The organism is Actinoplanes cyaneus (assembly GCF_016862095.1).
In the GTDB taxonomy this organism is placed as follows: domain Bacteria; phylum Actinomycetota; class Actinomycetes; order Mycobacteriales; family Micromonosporaceae; genus Actinoplanes; species Actinoplanes cyaneus.
The window spans coordinates 33,644-54,450 of record NZ_BOMH01000007.1; the positions used below are offsets into that span (position 1 = coordinate 33,644).

Sequence of the window (20,807 nt, forward strand, 5' to 3'; positions counted from 1 at the left end):
TGGACGACGGCGGTCAGGGGCCGCGGAGGATCGGCCGCGGCCCGGGACGGCCGGGCAGCTGGCGGTGCACCGGATTGGTGCGGAACATGCGATTGCGGGAGCGCTCGAGGATGACTCCCAGGTCGGCGTCGAACGACTGGGGGCTGAGGATCGCGCTGCGGAACGTGTTGTCCAGCCGGGCGTTCATCCGGCGCCCGAACACCTGGCCCAGCGCCGCCATCAGCTGACCCAGGTGGGTGTGGGTCTGCTCGTCGTCGTGGCCGGCCGGCACGAGCACGGCCGCCGCCGACGCCTGCTCCTCGGCGTTTACCTCGTCGAACCTGGCCAGGGCGGTCCGGTGGCGGGTCAGGCCGGTCACCCACAGGTCCACCAGGAGGACCACGATCCGGACGGCGTCGTCCTCCTGACCCTGTTGTTCCCGTAGGCCGTTCAGATCGGTCACCAGCGCCTGGAACTGGTGCTCCAGCGCCACCTGCCGGGCCCGGTCGGCGATCGGCGCGTCCAGGTCGGGACGGAACGGCGCCCAGTGCTCGGGCAGCTCACCGTAGAACCGGGACTCCCGCTCGACGCCGGGCAGGAGGTGACCGCCGAGGTCGGCGCGGGACAGCGCCGCGACGACGAACTCCACCTGATCCGCCGGCCCGGTGTCCGGCAGCGGCGACGTGGTCGTGTCGTGGAACGCGCTCCGGACCTGGTCGAACGGCAGGGTGCTCGGGTATCGCGGCAACTGCCGTTCAGCGTCGTGTGCCTCCACGATCTGCTGGGCCAGCCGGGTCAGCAGCTCCAGATAGTCGTCCCGGTAGCGCTGGAGCCGGATGATCTGCCGCAGCCCGTTCCGGCCGTACACGTCCGGCATGCCGTGGTTCAGGTACTGGCGGGCTTCGATCACGGCGGGGAGCCGGCGCGGTGGCAGCCAGAGCAGGGGGATCAGTGGCGGCGACTCCACCACCGGCTCGCCCACCTCGAGGGCGCTCAACCTGTCCGCGAAGATCGTCCACTCCCGGCCGCACGGCTCGCTGAGCAGGTAACGGGGAGAGATCAAGGCGACGAAGGCGCGACAGTTGCCGAGGGCACCCATCAGGGTGCGCGCCCAGGCCTCACCGACCTGCATCTCCACATCGAGGAAACCGACGACCGCGTTGGTCGGCAGTCCCGCGTACGTGCGGACCTCGGCGGAAAGGTCGTTGAAGAACTGTTTGACCGATTCCCGGTCGTCCCCGCGCGCGTAGCTGAGAAAAAAGTAGTAATCCGGCAAGCGGGTGCTCCCAGTCGTGGCGACACCGGGTGACGGTGACGGTCGTAGATGCGCCAGAGCGGTCGACGGCAGGTCGCTCACGAGGAGTATATAGGCGGTCACCTAACTCGCACATGCCCGAAACCCGGTCCACCGTGGCCGGAAGGCCGGCGGACCGGGTCACGCGAGGTCGCCTCAGACCGTGAGGGCCTGCCGCACTCCGGCCTCGGCGCCGGACCCGCCGTCGCCGGCCGAGGTGACCCGGCCCGCCTCCAGGACGTAATAGCGCCCGGCGGCCCGCAGCGCGAAGCCGACGTGCTGCTCGACCAGGAGAACCGACATCCCGCCGCGGCCCGCCAGAGCCAGGACGGTCTGCTCGATCTCGGCGACGACCGACGGCTGGATGCCCTCGGTCGGCTCGTCGAGCAGGAGCAGCCGCGGCCGGGTGATCAGGGCCCGGGCCAGCGCGAGTTGCTGGCGCTGACCGCCGGAGAGCAGGCCGGCCCGCCGCCCGAGCAGCTCCCTGAGCGCCGGGAACACCTCGAGCGCCTCGGCCGTCGCGGCCTTGCCGTCCTTGCGGCCGTCGGCGACCAGTCGCAGGTTCTCCCACGCGGTCAGGTGCGGGAAGCTCTGCTGACCCTGCGGGACGTACGCCATGCCGCGCGCCACCCGCTCGTGCGGCGCGAGGCGGGTGATGTCCTCGCCGTCGAGCAGGATCGTGCCGGACCTGGGCCGGAGCAGGCCCACGGCGGCGCGGAGCAGCGTGCTCTTGCCGGCGCCGTTGTGGCCCAGGATCGCGGCCACCCCGTCGGCCGGGACGTCGAGCGAGACGCCGTGCAGGACGGTGCTGCGGCCGTACCCGCAATGCAGGTCGTTGATCTGAAGCATCTAAGCCTCCACGGAGTGGCCGAGATAGACCTCTTGGACGCGGGGATCGGCCTGGACCTCGGCGACCGTCCCCTCGGACAGGATCCGGCCGGCGTGCATGACCGTGACGGTCCGGGCGAAGCGCCGCAGGAAGTCCATGTCGTGCTCGATCACCACGACCGTGTGGTCCCTGCTGAGCTCGCCGAGCAACTCGCCGGTCGCGTCGCGCTCCTCGTGGCTCATGCCCGCGACCGGCTCGTCGAGCAGGAACAGCTTGGCGTCCTGAACCAGGAGCATGCCGATCTCCAGCCACTGTTTCTGCCCGTGCGGCAGGGTCCCGGCGAGCTGGTCGCGGACCGCGGTGAGCCGGATCGTCTCGAGCGCGGCCTGCACCCGCGGCGGGATCGACGTGCGGCGGCGCAGCAGGGTGAGCGGGCCGCGGTGCCAGCCGGCCGCGATGTCCAGGTTCTGCAGGACGGTCAGCTCCTCGAAGACCGTGGAGTTCTGGAACGTCCGGCCGACCCCGAGCCGCGCGATCCGGTGCACCTTGCGGCCGAGCAGCTCCTGCCCGTCGAAGGTGACCGTCCCGGTGGCCCGGGCCAGGCCGGTGATCGCGTCGACCAGGGTGGTCTTGCCGGCGCCGTTCGGCCCGATGATGAACCGGACGTCGCCGGCCGGCACGTCGAGGTCGACACCGCCGACGGCGACGAACCCGTCGAAGACCACCTTCAGATCACGTACGGTCAATCCGGTCACGCCGCGACCTCCTTCTTCGCCGTACGACGCCGGAGCAGCACCGCGAGCGACGCCAGCCCACCGGGCAGGAAGACGACCGGCAGGATGAAGAGCAGGCCTTCGAAGTACGTCCACGCGGACGGGAGCCGCTCGGAGAGCGCCGTCCGGGCCCAGGCCACCGCGATCGCGCCGAGCGCCGGCCCGACCAGGCCGGCCCGTCCACCGACCGCCACCCCGATCACGAACTCGATCGACGGGACCACCCCGATCATCGCCGGCGAGATGATCCCCACCGCCGGGACGAACAGCGCCCCGGCCAGCCCGGCCATCCCGGCCGCGACGACGTACGCGACCAGCTTGACGTTCGCCGGGTCGTAGCCGAGGAACCGCACCCGCTCCTCGCCGTCCCGGACCGCGACCAGCAGCTCGCCGTACCGGCTGCGCATCAGCTGCCAGGCGATGCCGAGCACGGCGAGCAGCGCGGCCGCCACGACGAAGTAGACGGTCCGGCGGTTGAGCGGGTCGTTCAGGTCGTACCCGAAGAAGCCCTGGATGTCGGTGAGGCCGTTGGTGCCTCCCGTGGTGCCCTGCTGCCCGATCAGGAAGATCGCGAGGGCCGCGCAGAGAGCCTGGGAGAGGATCGCAAAGTACGCCCCGCGCACCCGGCGGCGGAAGATCAGCAGGCCCAGGAGCAGCGCCACCAGCATCGGCAGCAGGACCGTGGCGGCCAGTGCGAACGCCGGGCTGGCGAACGGCTTCCACCACCAGGGCAGGGTGTCCAGCTGCCCGTACAGCTGCATGAAGTCCGGCAACTGGCCGGGACCCGCGTCGGTGAGCTTGAGATGCATCGCCATGGCGTAGCCGCCGAGACCGAAGAAGACGCCCTGGCCGAGAGTGAGCATGCCGCCGCGACCCCAGGCCAGGCCGATGCCGACCGCGACGATGGCCAGGCAGAGGTACTTCGCCAGCAGCCCCAGCCGGAAGTCGCCGAGCACGACCGGCGCCAGCCCGAACAGTGCCACGGCCGCGAGACCGAATCCGATCACGGCGCGCGAGCCGGTGCCCGCCCCGAACCGGCGCGTGGCCGGCTGAATCGTAGGGTCCGGCGCAATCACCGGATCTTGAAGTGTCGTCACGCTGAGCCTCCCACGGCGTGCCCTCCTGGCCCTTGCTTCGCTGCGGTGCAGTCGCTCACGCGAGGCTCCTTGTCCGGAGGGTGAACAGACCCTGCGGGCGCCACTGCAGGAACGCGACGATCACCACGAAGACGATCACGCTGGCGACACTGACCGTGGTGGTGTACTCCACCATGGACTGCACGATGCCCAGCGTGAACGCCACGATCACGGTGCCCTTGAGCTGGCCGATGCCGCCCACGACGACGACCAGGAACGCGTTCACGATGAGGTTGGTGCCCATGGTCGGGCCGATCGGGCCGACCAGGGTGAGCGCCACCCCGGCGATCCCGGCCAGTCCCGAGCCGATGAAGAAGGTCAGCCGGTCGACCCGGCCGGTGGCCAGCCCGGAGACCGCGGCCAGGTCACGGTTCTGCACGACGGCACGGATCCGGCGGCCCAGCGGCGTGGTCCGCAGGCCCGCGGTCAGGGCTGCGACCGCGACCAGCGCCAGCACCAGGATGAACACCCGGCTGCTGGAGATCACCAGATCGTCGGTGACGTGGATGCTGCCGGTCAGCGCCGACGGAGCCCTGGTCTGCACGTTCGGCGCACCGAAGACGTCCCGGAACACCTGTTGCAGGATCAGCGAGACGCCCCAGGTGACCAGCAGCGTGTCCAGCGGGCGGGCGTAGAGCCGGCGGATCAGCAGCACCTCGATCAGGACACCCAGCAGCCCGGCCACCACGAAGGCCACCGGCAGGGCGATCAGCAGGGAGAGCCCGGCCCCGCTGAGCACCTTCTGCAGGACGTAGACGGTGTAGGCGCCGGCCGCGATCAGCTCGCCGTGCGCCATGTTGATCACGTTCATCTGACCGAAGGTCAGCGAGAGTCCGAGAGCGATCAGCAGGAGGACGGCGCCGATGCTGATCCCGGTGAAGAGCTGACTGAGGACGAGAGTCACGGTGGGTCCCTTCCAGCGCCTGGTGCGGGTCAGGACAACCCGGTCGCCCAGGGGTAGCCCTTGAGGAACGGGTCCGGCTTGATCGGCTCGCCGGAGTTCCAGACCTCGGTGATCAGGCCGTCGTCGCCGACCTTGCCGATCCGCGCGGTCTTGAAGATGTGCTGGGTGGCGCCGTCCACGGTGACCTTGCCCTCGGGCGCGTCGTAGGTGATGCCGCCGGCCGCGGAGGCCGCCTTGACCTTCTCCACCTCGAACGAGCCGGCCTTCTCGACCATGGCCTTCCACAGGTAGACCGAGGTGTACGCGGCCTCCATCGGGTCACTGGTCGGCTTGTCCGCGCCGTACTTCGCCTTGTACGCCTTGACGAACTTCTCGTTGGCCGCGCCCGGCGTGGTCTGGTAGTAGTTCCACGCGGTGAGCTGGCCGGCGAGGTACTGCGTGCCGATGCTCTTGACCTCCTCCTCGGCGATCGAGACGGAGACCACCGGCATCGACGCGGCGGTCAGGCCGGCCGACTTGTACTCCTTGAAGAACGCGACGTTGCTGTCACCGTTGAGCGTGTTGAAGACCGCCGCCGCCCCGGACGCCTTCACCTTGTTGACGATCGTGGAGAACTCGGTGGAGCCCAGCGGCGCATAGTCCTCGCCCAGCACCTTCATGCCGTTGGCTTCGGCGTACGCCTTGATGATCTTGTTGGCGGTGCGCGGGAAGACGTAGTCCGAGCCGACCAGGTACAACGAGGTCTTGCCCTGCGCCTTCAGGTAGTCCAGACCCGGCACGATCTGCTGGTTCGTGGTGGCGCCGGTGTAGAAGATGTACGGCGACTGCTCCAGTCCCTCGTACTGCACGGGGTAGAAGAGCAGTGACTTGTTCTTCTCGAAGACCGGCTTGACCGCCTTGCGTGACGCCGACGTCCAGCAGCCGAAGACCGCTGCCACCTTGTCCTGGCTGATCAGCTTCTGCGCCTTCTCGGCGAAGGTCGGCCAGTCCGACCCGCCGTCCTCGCTGACCGGCGCGATCTGCTTGCCGAGCACGCCGCCGGCCGCGTTGATCTCGTCGATCGCCAGCTTGAGCGAGTCCCGGACGGTCACCTCGCTGATCGCCATCGTGCCGGAGAGCGAGTTGAGCAGGCCGACCTTGACGGAGGAGCCGGAGGTGTCGATCGTGGCGCCGGCTCCGGACGTCGTCGCCGAGTCGGTGGTCTTGGCGCCGCAGGCGGTGAGGGTCGCGAAGGCCGCCACGGCCGCGACAATGGCCGCCGACCGGCGACCGGGAATCCTGAACATGAAGTCTCCTAGCCTTTTCGGCTCGACATTCGCAAAAATGCAAAAGGAATCCATGCCGCCGGGGTAGCCGGACGTTGCACCGCGCTGACCGGCAACGATGCCGTCCAGGGCAACGCCAGTCTTAGATGTATCGATTTCTGGCCTGTTACCCGCCGCTTAATGGCGAGTTTCGATGGACGTCGATCTTGAAAACAAAAAGCCGACCGATAAACAGCTGCCCCGAACGACAGCCGGCCCGCCCACGCCCGCACGCCAAGCCGCCCGCCCCCGCACACCGAGCCCCCGCACGCCGAGCCGCCCGCCCCGCACGCCGAGCCCCCGCGCACCCGCACGCCGAGCCCGCCCGCACGCCTAGCCCCCGCGCGCTCGCACGCCGAGTGCGCCTGCACGCCGAGCACGCTCGCGAGGCCGCTGCCACTACAGCATGTGCCGCGACCCGCGCTCCTAGCTGGTTCTCATGGACGTTATGAGGAACGAATAACGTCCATGAGAACCAGCCGGGACCCGGCGCATGCCCGCCCGGCCGGCCCGGTGCATCTCACCCGGACAGTCGGTGCATCTCAGCCGAACAGAAAGTGTGTCCACTCACGAGTCGAGCGGGCGGCCCGAGGCGACCAGCGCAGCACGCCGGCCAGCACCCAGCAGAGCAGCCCGGCCAGCGCGAACGGCCTGACCAGCATCGACATGTACGGCTCCCAGAGCGCGCTCGGCCCGTCCGGCGGAGTCGGCGCGGGCCAGGGCAGCAGCAGCCCCACCGTGACCTCGATCGTGCAGAGCAGCAGGAGGACCGTGCCGGTGCGCGCGAGGAACCGGGCCTGGCTCGGCTGCGACCGGCGGCTGAAGCGCAGCGCGACCCACCCGCCCAGCAACAGACCGCCGCCCCACCCGATCAGCGCCAGCATCGGGACGAGGGCGGGCTCCGGGCGGTGGAAGATGACGCCGTCGCTGTACACACTCAGCTCCAGGGAGTCCCGCCGGGCGGTCACCGCGCCCGTCGCCGGATCTTCCCGGGTCTCCCAGCCGCCCTGATCGAGGGCCACCCGCGCTGCCGCGATGTCCGGCCCTGGCCAGGCCGCATACAGCGACACCCAGCCGGGGTCGTACTCGTCCACTCCGCCGATCAGCTCGCCGACCTGCGGGTCGGCACTGCCGAAGATCATGTCGTTCCGGTCGGCCGCGTCCACCGACATCCCGGGGACGAACGCCGCGACGAGCTCCCGCGCCTGTCGATCGCCGGGCAGCGCCGGCGCGCTCCGCCAGCCGAGCCAGGCTCCGCCCGCGGCCAGCAGCGCGGCGAAGGTCAACGCCACCACGAGCACGGCGATCCACCGTCGCACCCGTGGCCAGAGGTGATGTCCGACGTGCTGGTCGTCGGTGGCGAGAATCGACATGCCGGAACCTTAGGGGAGGGCTTCGACGCCGGTGAAGCGGGCGACGAAGCGGCGCTGCCACGGCGTCTCGACCGCGTGCCGGTGGTAGTGCTCGCGGATCCAGGCGACCGCCTCGGACGGTGGCACGCCGTCGAGCACGGCGAGGCAGGCCAGCGCGGTTCCGGTCCGTCCCACGCCGCCGAAGCAGGCGATCTCGACCCGCTCACCCTCCGCTCGGCGCAGGGCTTCGAGCAGGACCGATCTCGCGTACGAGGGGTCGGCCGGCAGCCAGAAGTCCGGCCACTTCACCCAGCGGCTCTCCCACCCGAACTCGGGCGGCGGCGAGCCCAGCAGGTACACCCCGAATCGGGGCGGGTGCCCGGTCGGCATGGCCGCACGCAGCCCACGGCCGCGGACGAGCCGCCCGGACGGCAACCGCAGCACGCCGGGCGTGTCCGGCTCCCAGCCGGTAAATTCGGTCACGGTCCAGGATGCTATTCCGTAAGGTGCACGCCTTGTGATCGCTACCGTGCTGCCCCCACGCCTGGGCCCGAGTTTCCGCTGGCTGGTCGCCTCGTCCTGGGCCACGAACCTGGGGGACGGCATCTCGGCGGCGGCCGGCCCGCTGCTGGTCGCCTCGCTCACCGGCGACCCGTTCCTGATCTCGCTCGCCGCCCTTCTCTCGTGGGCGCCACCCCTGATCTGCGGCCTGTACGCCGGGGTGCTCTCGGACCGCCACGACCGGCGCCGGATCGTGCTGATCGCCAACGCGGTGCGGATGCTGGTGCTGGCCGGCCTGGTCGGCATGCTGGCCACCGGGCGGCTGTCGGTGGAGTTCGCCCTGCTCGGGCTGGGGCTGTTGAGCACGGCCGAGGTGTTCGCCGACAACACCACCGGGACGCTGGCCCCGATGCTGGTCGCCCGGGAGGACCTGACGCTGGCCAATGCCCGGCTGACCGCCGGTTTCGTGACCCTGAACCAGCTCGCCGGGCCGCCGATCGGCGCCGCCCTGTTCGCCGCCGGACGGGCGTGGCCGCTCGCCGCCGAGCTGCTGCTGCTCTGCGCCGGGACGCTGCTGGTGGCGCGGGTGACGCTGCCGCCGCACGGACGCGACGAGCCCGCGGCGAGCGCCCGCCGCGAGGTGATCGAGGGGGTGCGCTGGCTGGTCCGGCACCCGGCCGTCCGTACGCTCTCCCTGACCGTCCTGATCTTCAACCTGGCGTTCGGGGCGGCCTGGTCGGTGCTGGTGCTCTACGCGACCGAGTGGCTGGGGCTGGGCGCGGTCGGCTATGGCCTGATCACCACGGTCGGGGCGGTCGGCGGGATCCTCGGGACGCTGGCCTACGGCTGGCTCACCGCCCGGATCAGCCTCGGCAACCTGATGCGGATCGGCCTGATCATCGAGACCGGCACCCACCTGATCCTCGGCGTCACCCGGTCGGCGTGGGTGGCGTTGCCGACGTTCTTCCTGTTCGGGGTGCACGAGTTCGTCTGGCGCAGCACCGCGACCACGATCCGGCAGCGGGCCGTGCCGGTCCAGCTCCAGGGCCGGGTCGGCGCGGTCAACGTCATCTGCGTCTACGGCGGTCTCGTGATCGGCGCCGCCTTCGGCGGAGTGCTGGCTTCCCGGTACGGCGTGGCCGCCCCTTTCCGGGTCGCGTTCATATGCGCGCTGGTCTTCCTGATCGCGCTCTGGCCGCAGATGAAGCACATCGCCCACGACGACTGAGCCCGCTGACGACTGAGCCCGCTGATGACTGAGGCCGCTGACGACTGAGCCCGCTATAGTCGCGGTCATGCACAGCGTGTTCAGCGAGCGACGCCGGCGTCTTCACGGCCGCCGCTGATCTGTGCTCTCCGCCGGCGGGTCGATCCCGCCGGCGACGGATGTGTCTCCGGTCGACCCGCCTCGTCCGTACGAGGAAATCGGGTGTGACAGTGAATCTGGAATCTCTTCTGCAGGATCGGCTGGCGCCCGCGCTGGAAGCGGTCGCCGGGCATCCCGTCGATCCGGCGGTGCGGTCGTCGCCGCACGCCGACTTCCAGTCCGGGGCGCCGCTGGCGCTCGCGCGGGAGCTGGGGCGGCCGCCGCGGGAGATCGCCGCGGAGGTGGCCGCGCTCGCGGAGGCCGAGCTGGCCGGTGTCGCCGAGATCGCCGTGTCCGGTCCCGGCTTCCTGAATCTGACCGTTTCCGACAAGCTGCTGACGGCGTCCCTGCGGGAGCTCGCCATCGATGGGCGGCTCGGCGTGCCGGTGGCCGCGGCGCCGCGGCGGGTGGTGATCGACTACTCCGGGCCGAACGTGGCGAAGGAGATGCACGTCGGCCACCTGCGCTCGACCATCATCGGCGACGCGCTGGCCCGGATGCTGGCGTGGCTGGGTCATGACGTGGTCCGGGTGAATCACCTGGGTGACTGGGGCACGCCGTTCGGGATGCTGGTCGAGCACCTCCTGGACTCGGGCGGTGATGCCGAGCACTCGATCAGTGACCTGACCGCTTTCTATCAGGCGGCACGCGTCAAGTTCGACACCGATGATGATTTCCGGACACGGGCTCGGTTGAGGGTGGTGGCGTTGCAGTCCGGCGATCCGCGGTCGCGGGAGTTGTGGCGCACGCTCGTGGCGCAGTCCGAGCGGTACTTCCTGGACGTCTACGAGCGGCTCGGCGTGACCCTCGGCCCGGACGACTTCGCGGGGGAGAGCCGGTATCAGGACGATCTGGACGCGATCGTGGCCGAGCTCGGGGAGAAGGGGCTGCTGACCGAGAGCGACGGCGCGCTCTGCGCGTTCCCGGCGGGGTTCACCGGGCGGGACGGCGTGCCGCTGCCGTTGATCGTGCGCAAGGCCGACGGCGGGTACGGATACGCCGCCACCGACCTGGCCGCGATCCGGCACCGGGCCGGGACGCTCGGCGGGCAGCGGTTGCTCTACGTGGTGGGCAACCCGCAGCAGGTCCACTTCGCAATGGTCTTCGCCGTCGCCCGGGCGGCCGGCTGGCTGCCGGACGGGGTGAGCGCCGAGCACATCGGGTTCGGCTCGATCCTGGGCGCCGACGGCAAGATGCTCAAGACCCGGGCCGGCGACACGGTGAAGCTGGCCGCGCTGCTCGACGAGGCGGTCCTCCGGGCGTCCGCGCCGACCATCGGGATCGGCGCGATCAAGTACGCGGACCTGTCCGGCGACCGGCGCGGCGACTACGTCTTCGACCTCGACCGGATGCTCGCCATCACCGGGAACACCGGTCCGTACCTGCAGATGGCGTACGCCCGGATCTGTTCGATCTTCCGGAAGGCGGGCAGCGAGCCGGACCCGGCGGCCGTCACCGAGCAGGCGCTCACGGCGGGGCGGCTCGAACCGGCGCTCACGGTGGCGCGGCCCGGTTGCGAGCCGGCCGTCGTCGAGCCGGCCGAGCGGGCGCTCGCGATCACGCTGCTCGGCTTCGAGGCCGCCGTCACCGCCGCCGCGGGGCAGGCCGAACCGCACCGGCTCGCCGTTTACCTGCACGATCTGGCCCAGGCGTTCTCGGTCTTCTACGAGCGCTGCCCGGTGCTGCGGGCCGGACCGGACGTGCGGGGGAGCCGGCTGGGGTTGGCCGCCCTCACCGCGCGAACCCTCCACACCGGATTGTTTCTCCTGGGTATCGCGGCTCCGGAGGAGATTTGAGCAAATTTGATAAGCACGCAATCTTCCGTCGATCGACCCATCGGCTGATCCACCGTTAGGGTGCAGTGTTTGCTGCGCCCACGAGGCGCGCATATAACTGCGAAAGGCTCGTTATGACGCTTCCCAACGGCGTGTCGCGGCGCGGCGTGCTGGCCGTCTCGGCGGCCGCGGCCGCGGCACCGCTCGCCTTCCCGGTCGCGGCCCAGGCCGGTGGCAAGGGCCACCCGAAGCCCCCGCCGGCTCCGGAGACGTATCACCTGACCGTGCTCGGCACTTCGGACCTGCACGGCAACATCTACAACTGGGATTACTACAAGGACGCCGAGTACGACGACTCCGCGCACAACGACGTCGGCGTCGCCAAGGCCGCCGCGCTGATCAACAAGCTGCGCAAGGAGGCGACCGGCGGCACGCTGGTGCTCGACGCCGGCGACACGATCCAGGGCACCCCGCTGGCCACGTACTACGCCAAGCAGGAGCCGATCACCACCACCGGTGAGAAGCACCCGATGGCCAAGTCGATGAACGTGCTGCAGTACGACGCGGTGGTGCTCGGCAACCACGAGTTCAACTACGGCCTGCCGCTGCTGAACCTCTGGATCCGCCAGCTCGGGTTCCCGGCCCTGGCCGCGAACGCGGTGAGCGCGAAGAACGGCAAGCCCGCCTTCACGCCGTACGTGATCAAGAAGGTCTCTCTCGGGAAGCACGCGCCCACGTTGCGCGTCGGCATCCTCGGCCTGACCAACCCGGGCGTCACGATCTGGGACAAGGGCAACGTCGAGGGCAAGCTCAACTTCCTCGGCATGGTCGAGACCGCGGCGAAGTGGGTGCCGGAGATCCGGCGTCGCGGCGCCGACATCGTGATCGTCGTGGCGCACGGTGGCGACAGCGGCGTCTCCAGCTACGGCTCCGAGCTGCCGAACGAGAACCCGGTCGCGCTGATCGCCCAGCAGGTCCCCGGCATCGACGCGATCCTTTTCGGTCACGCCCACGCGGAGGTCGCGCAGCGGTTCGTGACCAACACCAAGACCGGTGTCCAGGTGCTGACCTCGGAGCCGTCGAAGTGGGGCCAGCGGGTCACCAAGATGGACTTCGACCTGGTCCGCGAGCACGGCCACTGGAAGATCACGACCAAGGCGTCGGCGACGATCAACACCAACACGGTCGAGGCCGACCCGAAGGTGCTGGCCGTCACCAGGAGCCAGCACAACAAGACCGTGGCGTACGTCAACCAGGTCGTGGCCGCCTCCACCGCGGAGCTCTCCGCCGCGACCTCGCGGTACGAGGACACCCCGATCCTCGACTACATCAACAAGGTGCAGACCGACGAGGTGACCAAGGCCCTGGCCGGCACGCAGTACGCGAGCCTGCCGGTCCTGTCGATCGCCGCGCCGTTCAGCCGTACCGCGGTGTTCCCGAAGGGCGACGTCAAGATCAAGGACGTCGCGGGGCTCTACATCTACGACAACACCCTGGAGGCGGTCGTGCTGACCGGCGCCGAGGTGAAGGCGTACCTGGAGTACTCGGCGAAGTTCTTCAAGACCCTCGCGCCGGGCGCCCCGGTCGTCGCGGCCGACATCAGCGACACCACGATCCCGGACTACAACTACGACATCCTCTCCGGGGTCGACTACGACATCGACATCAGCAAGCCGATCGGCAGCCGCATCACGAAGCTGCAGATCAACGGTGCCGACGTGGCCGCCGACGCGCAGTTCGTCGTCGCGGTCAACAACTACCGCCGGTCCGGTGGCGGCGCGTTCCCGGGCATCGTGAAGACCCAGGTCTACAACGAGCAGAAGGAGATCCGCCAGCTTCTGATCGACTGGGCGCAGGCCAAGGGCAAGATCGACCCGGCCGACTTCTTCGTGAAGAACTGGCAGCTGGTCCGCGAGGGCGTCCCGGTCACGTTCTGACGATGTGTCGTCCCCAGGGGTGCCTTTCTCGGTCAGAGGCGCCCCTGGGGTACGTCACCGGACCGTCTCCCAGTTGCCGCGGCTGTCCGCCTTGATGTGCACGGACGCGGACCGCCCGTCGGCCAGCTGGAACGTGCAGTTGTAGGGCCGCAGCCCGTCGTCGTCCCGAACCCCGGCCGGCGCGCAACCACCCGACTTCACCTTCGTGCCGACCGCCTCCTCGATCCGGCCGTCGCCGAGCACCTTCGACTGCACCGCCTCGGTGGCCGCACTCTCCGCGCTGCTGCGCTGGATCGGCACCACCACGTCGGCGATCAGGAACGACCAGAACGCGGCGCCGGCGACCAGCGTGGCCACGAAGGCGATCCAGTATGGGGCGCGGGGCCGCCCGTACGCCCTGGCCCGCGACGAGCGGCGCATCGCGGGGACGACACCGAGCACGCTGAGGAAGAACGTCCAGGCCACGACCGGGCGCCAGGACGGGGCCTCCGGGCGGGCCTCGCCGAGCACCGCGTGCGGGAAGCGGACCAGGAGCTGGCCGTGCCGGTTCTCCGGGGAACCGTAGGGCGGGACCGCGCCGCCGAACGGCAGCGGCTCCAGCTCCTCGGTCCCGGCCTCCTGGACATGTCCCGCCAGCCAGGCCGGGACCTCGGCGTGGGGACCGGTCGTCTGCTGGCTGGGCCAGGCCGGGGCCTCGGCCTGGTGCCCGGTCGTCTGTTGCCGGCCGGGCCAGGCGGGGGTCTCGGCGGGGTAGCCGCTTGCTTGATGGTTGCCCGGCCAGGCCGGGGCCTCGGCGTGATGGCCGTCCGCCCACGGTGGAGTCTCCGTCTCCTGCGCCCACGGCGGTGAGACCGGGTAGTCGGCGGGGTACTCGTCACGCGGCGTCTGGACGGTCATGGTGCGGCCTTTCCGGTAGCGGCTCGGGTGCAGTTCCGTGCCATCCGGGTTCATCGGCCGCGACCCGGCCCGTTTGAGGATTCGGCTGCCGCGAGTTGCATTTCCGGTGCCGGCGAGCGGACAGGGCCGGTGGACCCTGCCCGCGTGCGGGTCAGTTCTGCGTGTCGGGAACCACTGGTGGGGCGACCGACGTCTCCGGCGGCGGCGGGCTGCTCGGCGTCGCGCTGCTGGGCGGGGCGGACGACGGAGCCGAGGACGACGGTTTGGCGCTGGGCGACGCCGACGTCACGGACGGCGACGCCGAGGCGCTGGGAGCCTTCGACGGGGGCCGCTTGGAACTCGACGGCGCGTGGCTGGACTGCACCACCACCGGCGCCTCGCTCTGCGGATCGAACGGCGCGTCGGTGGGGTCCACCTGCGTGACCGCCGGATTCTCCTTGCCGCCGCCGTCGGTGCCGGCCTTGGCCGGCTCATCCTTGTCGGACAGGGCCCAGGCGATCCCGAGCCCGCCGGCGACGATGAACAGCGCGACCACGGCGATCATCAGGCCGCGCTGGGCGAACGGCTTCTCCGGCGTGTAGACCGGGGGCGGCATCGGCGGCGGGGACGGCGACATCCGCGGGCGGGTCACCGGCTGCTGCGAGCCGGTCACCGGCATCGTCGGATAAGCCCCGGACGGCGTCCGCGCCGGCACCGGTGACGGGCTGACCGGCACCGGGCTCCTCGGCGCGATCAGGGCGGTGCCGGTGAGCCGCTTCCAGTCCTGCGGACTGCCGACCGTGGCGTACGCCGCCTCGGCGAACTCGGCTGCGCTCTGGTAGCGGTCGGCGGGCTGCTTGGCCATCGCCCGGGCGATCAGCTCGCGCACCTCGTAGGGCACGTGGTCGGGCAGCGGATCCGGCTCGTCCTCCAGGTGACGCAGCGCCACCTGCAGCGCGTTGTCCCCGTCGAACGGCGGGCGCCCGGCGATGCAGTGATAGGCCACGGCGCCCAGGGCGTAGACATCCGTCCCCGGGGTCAGGTTGCCCTTGGCGACCTGCTCGGGAGCCATGTAGAGAGCCGTGCCGACGATCGCGTTCAGCCCCGTCATGCTGGTCAGCGCGTTTGACCGGGCGACGCCGAAGTCGATCAGGATGACCGCGCCGGACGGCTTCACGATCAGGTTGCCGGGCTTGATGTCCCGGTGCACGATGCCGGCCTCGTGCGCGGCGTGCAGCGCGTCGGCGGCCTGCGCCACGATCGACAGGGTCTCGGCCACCGGGATCGGGCCCTGCTTCACCCGGTTGGACAGCGGCTCGCCCTCGACGAACGCCATCACCAGGTAGGCGACCTTCTCCGGCCCGCCGGAGTCGCCGGCCTCCGCGTAGTCGTAGACCTCGACGACGCCCGGGTGCCGGAAGGCGGCCATCATCCGCGCCTCGCCGTAGAACCGGGCGGCGAACTCGGGATCGTCCAGCATCGCGGTGCGCAGCACCTTCACCGCGACGGTGCGCCCCAGCACCACGTCGGTGCCACGCCACACGTCACCCATGCCACCGGTCGCGATCCGTTCGTCCAACCGGTAGCGGTTGTCCAGGAGATGTCCCGCACTGAGCACCAGGTGGACCTTTTCTGATCGGGCGGCCGGGCCGCTGACGAGTTCTGATCGATCTTTGATCAACTTCGGATCGATCTCTGATCGACCATAACGCCGCTCAAGAGTACAGAGCCGGACCGATCAAGGGGAGGTCAGCGGCGGCACCCGTCGCCAGGCCGCGGAATCGGCGATGAGCTGGGCAGGACGGTGTTCACGGATGTCCACGCGCTGCGCGCTGGGCACCCGGCGCGTGACAGGGCACGGACCGGCTGGCGACTGTGCTGAGAACCACTCCGGTGAGGCGGGTCCGGCCTGGATGCGGGCGGTCTCCGCGGCGCCGGACCAGGCCGGTACCGCTTGCTCGTGGGAAAGACGCCGTCACGGTCCGCCGGCGCTGCTTTTGCTTGCGCGCCACCCGCTGTGCTCGTGGCGGAGTGGGGGCGGCCCGGGAGTCGCGTTCGTCGATGCGCCGGGCGACGGCGGCATCGGGAAAGGGTGTGGCGACCCGGGAGGATCGCCACACCCTTCTTCCGCGTTACTTCCCGTCGTACGTCGGGGTGACCACCAGCGCGGTCTCAGCCAGCTCGACCTGCTCGTTCTCGGCCTCCCGCTCCACCGCGGCGCGCGCGGTCGTGGCCGCGGCCCAGCCGAGGGCCAGCCCCAGCAGGCCGAAACCGGCGATCAGGCCCCACGGGCGGCCCGGCTTCTGCCCGGCCAGCGCGTTCGCGGCGGCGCTGGCGCGTGACCAGGCCTCGTCGGCGACGCCGCTCGCGCGGCCGGCCACCTTGTGACCCTTCTTACTCGCCTTCCGGGCCAGCTTCTGGCTCCGCTTGTCCGCCTTGGCGGCGAGCTTGCGGCTGCGCCGGCTCGTCCGATCGGCCAGTTCCTGCCCGCGGTGACTCACGTCACCCACCAGTTTCTGGCTACGATCTGCCAGCCGCCGGCTCCGGCGGGCGGCGCGGTCGGCCAGTTCCTGGGTGCCCCGGCCTGCCCGGTCGGCGGTGGTGGCCGCCTGCTTGCCGGCATCCCGGGCGGCCTCGCCGGCCGTCGCCATGGCGGCGGACAGGTATTCCCAGGCCTGCGCGGTTGTCCGTTCGGTCTGGCTCTTCCTTGTCGCGAACATCGTCGGTTACCTCCTGCGCTCGCCCAGCTCTGAAGATTCGTGCCCCGGGAGGGGTCACGGCAAACGTCCGGTATGGACGGCATCACAGTTCCAGCGGCATCACATTTCCAAAACGATTTGACGGTCCGCAGTACTGTTGACCACGCTCACACGGGCCACTCAGGTGTCTAACAGGTTCGGGGCCTAACCTTTCGGTCAGTTTCACCGAACCTTCCGGGGGTAGTCCGTCCGCCCTGCATCCAGGGTGGTCGTGACGACTCACGAACAGAGGAACAACGCTCGGGATGGCCCGGGCGGCTGGAGGGAAGAGGCGTGACGCTGTCGATAACGACGTCGACGCTCGCTGACGGTGCCGTCGAGGTCTCGCCGCGCGGTGAGATCGATGTCGAGAACGCGTATGAGATCCGTGAGGCCGTCGCGGCCCAGCTCGGCGAGGGCATTCCGGCTCGCATCGAGCTCAACATGCAGCACGTGACCTTCATCGACTCCGTGGGCATCAGTGCCCTCGTGGCGGCCTTCCAGCTCGCCGGCGTGAGCGGAGTCAAGGTGGTCGTGACCCGGCCCAGCCGATTCGCGCACAAACAGTTGTGGGTCACCGGCCTTCTCGGCCTGTTCGGCAACCCGCAGCCCCACCAGGACGACGCAGCGCTCTCCGGCGCCTGAGGCAGCACCAGACTCGGAACGGCCCGGTCCCGCTCGCGGGGCCGGGCCTTCGTCGTGATGGAGCCCACGGTCCCGCGTCCCGCCCGCCTGCCCGCCGCGTCCCGCCCGTCGTTCAGCGCGCTGTCCGCGGCCCAGCGCTGTCCGCCGCCCGGCGCTCGGAGGCCGCCGCCCGCAGCCGTGAGCCGCCGCTCTCGGGCCGTGATCCGGTGACGGATCAGATCGCCGGGGTCTGTATGCGGATGCCGTCGACGTTGATGCGGATGGCGGTGTCCTCGTGCGGAGCCCGCAACGGCGTGACCACCGCGAAGTTGTCGGCGAGCGCGGCCAGGTCGGTGCCCGGGTCGAGCTCCTCCTCGGCGGCCTGGACCGCGGTGCGGACGTAACCGTCGCCGGCCTCGGCGATGCTCATCTGGACCTGGCCGAAACGGGCCAGTGACGCCTGCTTCAGCCCGCGGATGCCGTCCACGTGCAGGTCGGGGACGTTCAGGTTGAAGACCGTGCCGGGCGGGGTGTGCAGCAGCGTGGGCAGCATCCGGACGGCGAGCTCGGCGCCGCTGGCCCAGTGGTGCTTCTCCTCGTCGGCCTTGTGGAGCGCGTCGATGGCGGCTCCTCCGCTGGCCGCGGTGGCCTGGGCCGGGGTGAGCACGTCCAGGGAGACCGCCAGGCCGCGCAGCCCGGCGTGGGAGGCGGTCAGCGTGGCGCCGACGGTGCCGGAGTGAACCACTGCCGCTCCGGCGTTCGCACCCCGGTTGATGCCGGAGACGACCAGGTTGGGCGGCGGGCCGAACGCCTCCCGCAGGGCGAGCAGGACGATGTACGCGGGGGAGGCGGCTACGCCGTACGCGGGAATGTTCTTGGCGCCTTGGATCTCCCGCGGCTCGGAGACGATCTTCCCGTCCTGCACGACGGCGGTCATGGACGCGCTGCTGCCGCTCGATTCGCTCAGGGGCGCCGCGACGACCACGTCGTATTCGGCGTGCGCGAGTGCCCGCGCCAGCCAGCGGATGCCCGGCGCCTCGATGCCGTCGTCGTTGGTGATCAGGATGCGCAGGTCGCGAGGGGTCATGTTGCCTTCTTTATCGGGGTCAGCCGGACTCGTTCGGTCAGTACCCGGACGGCGTCGACGTGCCCGGTGCCCAGGCCGTGCCGGGTGACGTTGAGGGCGCCCGCGGCCGCGCCGGTGCGGACCGCGTCGGTCATCGAACCGCCGGCGGCCAGGGTGGCGGCGACTCCGGCGGTCATCGAGTCGCCGGCGCCGCGGTGCTCGGCGGCGGTCAGCCGGGGCAGGGTGACCGCGTAGATCTCGTCGTCGATCAGGGCCAGCGCTCCCTCGTCGGCGCGCGAGACCAGGACCGCCCCGGCTCCGTCCGCGTTCAGCTTGACCAGGGCATTCACGAGTTCCCGGGTGGATCCGTCGGCAGCCAGTCCATCCTTGATCAGCTCCTCGTGGCTGATCTTGACGACGTCCAGCCCGACGGTGAGCACCTCCTCGAGGTAGCGCCCGCACAGGTCGGCGATCACGCGGCAGCCGTTCGCGCGCAGATCCGCGGCGAGCCGCCCGTACACCTCGGGCTTGATCACCGAGGGGTGTGCGGGGCCGCTGAGGATCGCGATGCCGGCCCGCAGGCCTTCGGCCAGGCTCAGGTTGTAGAGCTCGTCGAGCTCGTGCCGGGAGAGCGGGACGCCGGGGCGCTCGGCGATCTCCTCGCGGCTGCCGCTGCGGCGGTCGTGGACGTACCAGCCGGTGCCGTTCTCGCGGCGGACCAGGCGGATCGTGACGCCGGGCAGCTCGGACATCAGCGGGGCCAGCACCCGGCCGACCTCGCCGCCCGCGGCGGTGCAGAGCGTCACCTGGGCGCCGAGCGACGTGATCATGCGGGTCTGCCAGATGCCCTGGCCACCCGGGTGCACGTGCAGCTCCGGCTCGTCGTGGTGTTGCTCGATGGTCACCGTCAGCTGGGGAGCCGGCGCGAAGACCATGACCCGGCCGTCACTCATGACTCGCATTCTCATCTTTTTGCGCATCCGGCGTGGGGGATCGCAAAAAGAACAGAAGCGACGTTTCCCGGCGGCAGGCCGTGTCTCGCCGAGCCGGCCGGGCGCGGGCGCGATCAGCGGGCTTCCGGGACGTGGCGCGGCTCGGTGAGCCGGCCGACCGCCGGGCTCAGCTCCGGATGGGCGAGCAGCGACGCATCCCGGCCCTTCCCGACGGCACGAGGCCGGTGTCGAACCCTCATCACCGGATCCTCCGCGATCGAGGTGATGATCGCCATACCGTCACCAGCCGGTGGGGGTGCAGTGCCCTCCCGCGCCGGCCGGTTCCACCTGGAGCGTGGCGTGCTCGATGGCGAACTCGTCGTGCAGCGCCTCGCGCGCCACGGTCAGGACCGCGCCGAGTTCGGCGGCCGGCTCCAGGCGCAGGTGCGCCGAGGCGACCTCCATGCCCTCGGTCAGCGTCCAGACGTGCAGGTCGTGCACGTCACAGACACCCGGGACGGCGGACAGCCGCTCGCGGACCGCGCCCACGTCCACGTGGTGCGGAGCGGCCTGGACCAGGATGCGCACCGCCGAGCGGCCCAGCGCGAACGTTCTCGGCAGGATCATCAGCGCGACGCCGACGGCGACGATCGGATCCGCGTACGCCCAGCCGGTCAGCCAGATCACCACCGCGGCCACGATCACGCCGGCCGAGCCGAGCAGGTCGCCGATCACCTCCAGGTACGCGCCGCGGACGCCGATGTTCTCCTTCGCGCCCGACCGCAGCAGCGCGAACGCGACCAGGTTGGCGGCCAGCCCGCCGAGCGCCACCAGCAGCATCGCGCCGGCCGGCACCTCCGGCGGGCCGGTGAACCGGCGCACCGCCTGGACCACCACGAACCCGGCGACCAGGGTCAGCAGGGCCGCGTTGGCCAGCGCGGCGAGCACCTCCAGCCGGTAGAGCCCGAACGTGCGGGCCGAATCGGACCCGGCGCGACCCGCGGCGGTGATCGCGGCCAGGGTCATCGCGATGGCGAGCACGTCGGTGAACATGTGCCCGGCGTCGGAGAGCAGCGCGAGCGAGCCGGTCAGCCCGGCGGCCGCCGCCTCGACCAGCATGAACCCGGTGAGCAGCCCGGCCGCCCACCACAGCCGGGCGCGGTGCCGGGCGCCGGCGTGCAGTGCCCGGGCGCCGTGGTCGTGACCGGCTCCCATGTCTCCACCTTCCGTCGTCGATCGCGTCGCCGCTAAGGTATGCGTACATCGCAATATGTGCAATCGATTGCGGGTCGCGCGGCCGCGTTCTCGCGGTGACGGTAACGGGCACGCCCGTCGTGGCGTGCCAGGCGCCCGGCTTGATCAGCACAATCACCCAGCCGTGCGATTGTCCGCCGACGCCGACGCCGACGCCGACGCCGACG

At 70.8% G+C, this 20,807-nt stretch carries 19 protein-coding genes; 4 read left to right on the forward strand and 15 right to left on the reverse strand.

The window, feature by feature from the left end:
• Positions 1-13: 13 nt before the first annotated feature.
• The 8 genes from Acy02nite_RS04595 to Acy02nite_RS04630 form a co-directional block, all read right to left on the reverse strand.
• On the reverse strand, positions 14-1,255 hold the full coding sequence (locus tag Acy02nite_RS04595; RefSeq protein ID WP_203738525.1) for a TIR-like protein FxsC: 1,242 nt from the start codon (positions 1,253-1,255) through the stop codon (positions 14-16).
• 174 nt (positions 1,256-1,429) lie between these two features.
• Positions 1,430-2,122, reverse strand: a complete 693-nt coding sequence (gene urtE / locus Acy02nite_RS04600) for an urea ABC transporter ATP-binding subunit UrtE (protein ID WP_203738526.1) — start codon at positions 2,120-2,122, stop codon at positions 1,430-1,432.
• Positions 2,123-2,857 (reverse strand): urea ABC transporter ATP-binding protein UrtD, encoded by a 735-nt coding sequence (gene urtD, locus Acy02nite_RS04605; RefSeq protein ID WP_203738527.1) that lies wholly within the window; start codon positions 2,855-2,857, stop codon positions 2,123-2,125.
• Positions 2,854-3,882 (reverse strand): urea ABC transporter permease subunit UrtC, encoded by a 1,029-nt coding sequence (gene urtC / locus Acy02nite_RS04610; protein WP_239174220.1) that lies wholly within the window; start codon positions 3,880-3,882, stop codon positions 2,854-2,856. The genes urtD and urtC overlap by 4 nt, the downstream gene beginning before the upstream one ends.
• A 145-nt stretch (positions 3,883-4,027) precedes the next feature.
• On the reverse strand, positions 4,028-4,915 hold the full coding sequence (gene urtB / locus Acy02nite_RS04615; RefSeq protein ID WP_203738529.1) for an urea ABC transporter permease subunit UrtB: 888 nt from the start codon (positions 4,913-4,915) through the stop codon (positions 4,028-4,030).
• Positions 4,916-4,944: 29 nt separating this feature from the next.
• Entirely contained in the window at positions 4,945-6,201 is a 1,257-nt protein-coding gene (urtA, locus tag Acy02nite_RS04620) for an urea ABC transporter substrate-binding protein (protein WP_203738530.1), read from the reverse strand.
• A gap of 560 nt (positions 6,202-6,761) precedes the next feature.
• Complete coding sequence (locus tag Acy02nite_RS04625) at positions 6,762-7,592, reverse strand: hypothetical protein (protein ID WP_203738531.1); 831 nt, start codon at positions 7,590-7,592, stop codon at positions 6,762-6,764.
• A 9-nt stretch (positions 7,593-7,601) separates the two neighbouring features.
• Positions 7,602-8,054 carry a protein-tyrosine phosphatase family protein gene (locus Acy02nite_RS04630; protein ID WP_203738532.1) on the reverse strand — a complete coding sequence of 151 codons (453 nt, stop codon included), beginning with the start codon at positions 8,052-8,054 and terminating at the stop codon, positions 7,602-7,604.
• Between the two features lie 34 nt (positions 8,055-8,088).
• On the opposite strand from Acy02nite_RS04630, the gene Acy02nite_RS04635 reads away from it, so the two are divergent.
• From Acy02nite_RS04635 to Acy02nite_RS04645, 3 genes are all read left to right on the forward strand, one after another.
• A complete protein-coding gene (locus Acy02nite_RS04635) occupies positions 8,089-9,300 on the forward strand; it encodes an MFS transporter (protein ID WP_239174222.1) in 1,212 nt (403 codons plus the stop codon).
• A 209-nt stretch (positions 9,301-9,509) separates the two neighbouring features.
• Complete coding sequence (gene argS / locus Acy02nite_RS04640) at positions 9,510-11,234, forward strand: arginine--tRNA ligase (protein WP_203738844.1); 1,725 nt, start codon at positions 9,510-9,512, stop codon at positions 11,232-11,234.
• Between the two features lie 113 nt (positions 11,235-11,347).
• Positions 11,348-13,150: a bifunctional metallophosphatase/5'-nucleotidase gene (locus Acy02nite_RS04645; protein ID WP_203738533.1), complete on the forward strand. Its 1,803-nt coding sequence runs from the start codon at positions 11,348-11,350 to the stop codon at positions 13,148-13,150.
• Positions 13,151-13,204: 54 nt separating this feature from the next.
• Here the strand turns inward: Acy02nite_RS04645 and Acy02nite_RS04650 are convergent, their stop codons facing one another.
• The 3 genes from Acy02nite_RS04650 to Acy02nite_RS04660 form a co-directional block, all read right to left on the reverse strand.
• Complete coding sequence (locus Acy02nite_RS04650) at positions 13,205-14,047, reverse strand: hypothetical protein (RefSeq protein WP_203738534.1); 843 nt, start codon at positions 14,045-14,047, stop codon at positions 13,205-13,207.
• A gap of 151 nt (positions 14,048-14,198) precedes the next feature.
• Positions 14,199-15,707, reverse strand: coding sequence for a serine/threonine-protein kinase (locus tag Acy02nite_RS04655; protein WP_425548150.1), 1,509 nt, complete (start codon positions 15,705-15,707; stop codon positions 14,199-14,201).
• A gap of 451 nt (positions 15,708-16,158) precedes the next feature.
• Positions 16,159-16,746, reverse strand: coding sequence for a hypothetical protein (locus Acy02nite_RS04660; RefSeq protein WP_203738535.1), 588 nt, complete (start codon positions 16,744-16,746; stop codon positions 16,159-16,161).
• 312 nt (positions 16,747-17,058) lie between these two features.
• On the opposite strand from Acy02nite_RS04660, the gene Acy02nite_RS04665 reads away from it, so the two are divergent.
• Positions 17,059-17,409: an STAS domain-containing protein gene (locus Acy02nite_RS04665; protein ID WP_203738536.1), complete on the forward strand. Its 351-nt coding sequence runs from the start codon at positions 17,059-17,061 to the stop codon at positions 17,407-17,409.
• Between the two features lie 214 nt (positions 17,410-17,623).
• Here the strand turns inward: Acy02nite_RS04665 and surE are convergent, their stop codons facing one another.
• The 4 genes from surE to Acy02nite_RS04680 all read right to left on the reverse strand — a co-directional run bounded on the left by surE (position 17,624) and on the right by Acy02nite_RS04680 (position 20,601).
• Positions 17,624-18,475, reverse strand: a complete 852-nt coding sequence (gene surE, locus Acy02nite_RS04670; RefSeq protein ID WP_203738537.1) for a 5'/3'-nucleotidase SurE — start codon at positions 18,473-18,475, stop codon at positions 17,624-17,626.
• Positions 18,472-19,407 (reverse strand): 1-phosphofructokinase family hexose kinase, encoded by a 936-nt coding sequence (locus tag Acy02nite_RS04675; protein ID WP_239174224.1) that lies wholly within the window; start codon positions 19,405-19,407, stop codon positions 18,472-18,474. The genes surE and Acy02nite_RS04675 overlap by 4 nt, the downstream gene beginning before the upstream one ends.
• A gap of 113 nt (positions 19,408-19,520) precedes the next feature.
• Positions 19,521-19,646 carry a hypothetical protein gene (locus Acy02nite_RS47140; RefSeq protein WP_264653255.1) on the reverse strand — a complete coding sequence of 42 codons (126 nt, stop codon included), beginning with the start codon at positions 19,644-19,646 and terminating at the stop codon, positions 19,521-19,523.
• A gap of 40 nt (positions 19,647-19,686) precedes the next feature.
• Complete coding sequence (locus Acy02nite_RS04680; protein WP_203738538.1) at positions 19,687-20,601, reverse strand: cation diffusion facilitator family transporter; 915 nt, start codon at positions 20,599-20,601, stop codon at positions 19,687-19,689.
• Positions 20,602-20,807 lie beyond the last annotated feature (206 nt).

Excerpts from the sequence above, each read along its gene's own strand:
- Acy02nite_RS04645 (WP_203738533.1), top strand. The coding sequence starts at position 11,348 with ATGACGCTTCCCAACGGCGTGTCGCGGCGCGGCGTGCTGGCCGTCTCG.
- Acy02nite_RS04625 (WP_203738531.1), bottom strand. The coding sequence starts at position 7,592 with ATGTCGATTCTCGCCACCGACGACCAGCACGTCGGACATCACCTCTGG.
- surE (WP_203738537.1), bottom strand. The coding sequence starts at position 18,475 with ATGACCCCTCGCGACCTGCGCATCCTGATCACCAACGACGACGGCATC.
- Acy02nite_RS04650 (WP_203738534.1), bottom strand. The coding sequence starts at position 14,047 with ATGACCGTCCAGACGCCGCGTGACGAGTACCCCGCCGACTACCCGGTC.
- Acy02nite_RS04680 (WP_203738538.1), bottom strand. The coding sequence starts at position 20,601 with ATGGGAGCCGGTCACGACCACGGCGCCCGGGCACTGCACGCCGGCGCC.
- urtA (WP_203738530.1), bottom strand. The coding sequence starts at position 6,201 with ATGTTCAGGATTCCCGGTCGCCGGTCGGCGGCCATTGTCGCGGCCGTG.
- urtE (WP_203738526.1), bottom strand. The coding sequence starts at position 2,122 with ATGCTTCAGATCAACGACCTGCATTGCGGGTACGGCCGCAGCACCGTC.
- Acy02nite_RS04675 (WP_239174224.1), bottom strand. The coding sequence starts at position 19,407 with ATGAGTGACGGCCGGGTCATGGTCTTCGCGCCGGCTCCCCAGCTGACG.
- Acy02nite_RS47140 (WP_264653255.1), bottom strand. The coding sequence starts at position 19,646 with ATGAGGGTTCGACACCGGCCTCGTGCCGTCGGGAAGGGCCGGGATGCG.
- Acy02nite_RS04660 (WP_203738535.1), bottom strand. The coding sequence starts at position 16,746 with ATGTTCGCGACAAGGAAGAGCCAGACCGAACGGACAACCGCGCAGGCC.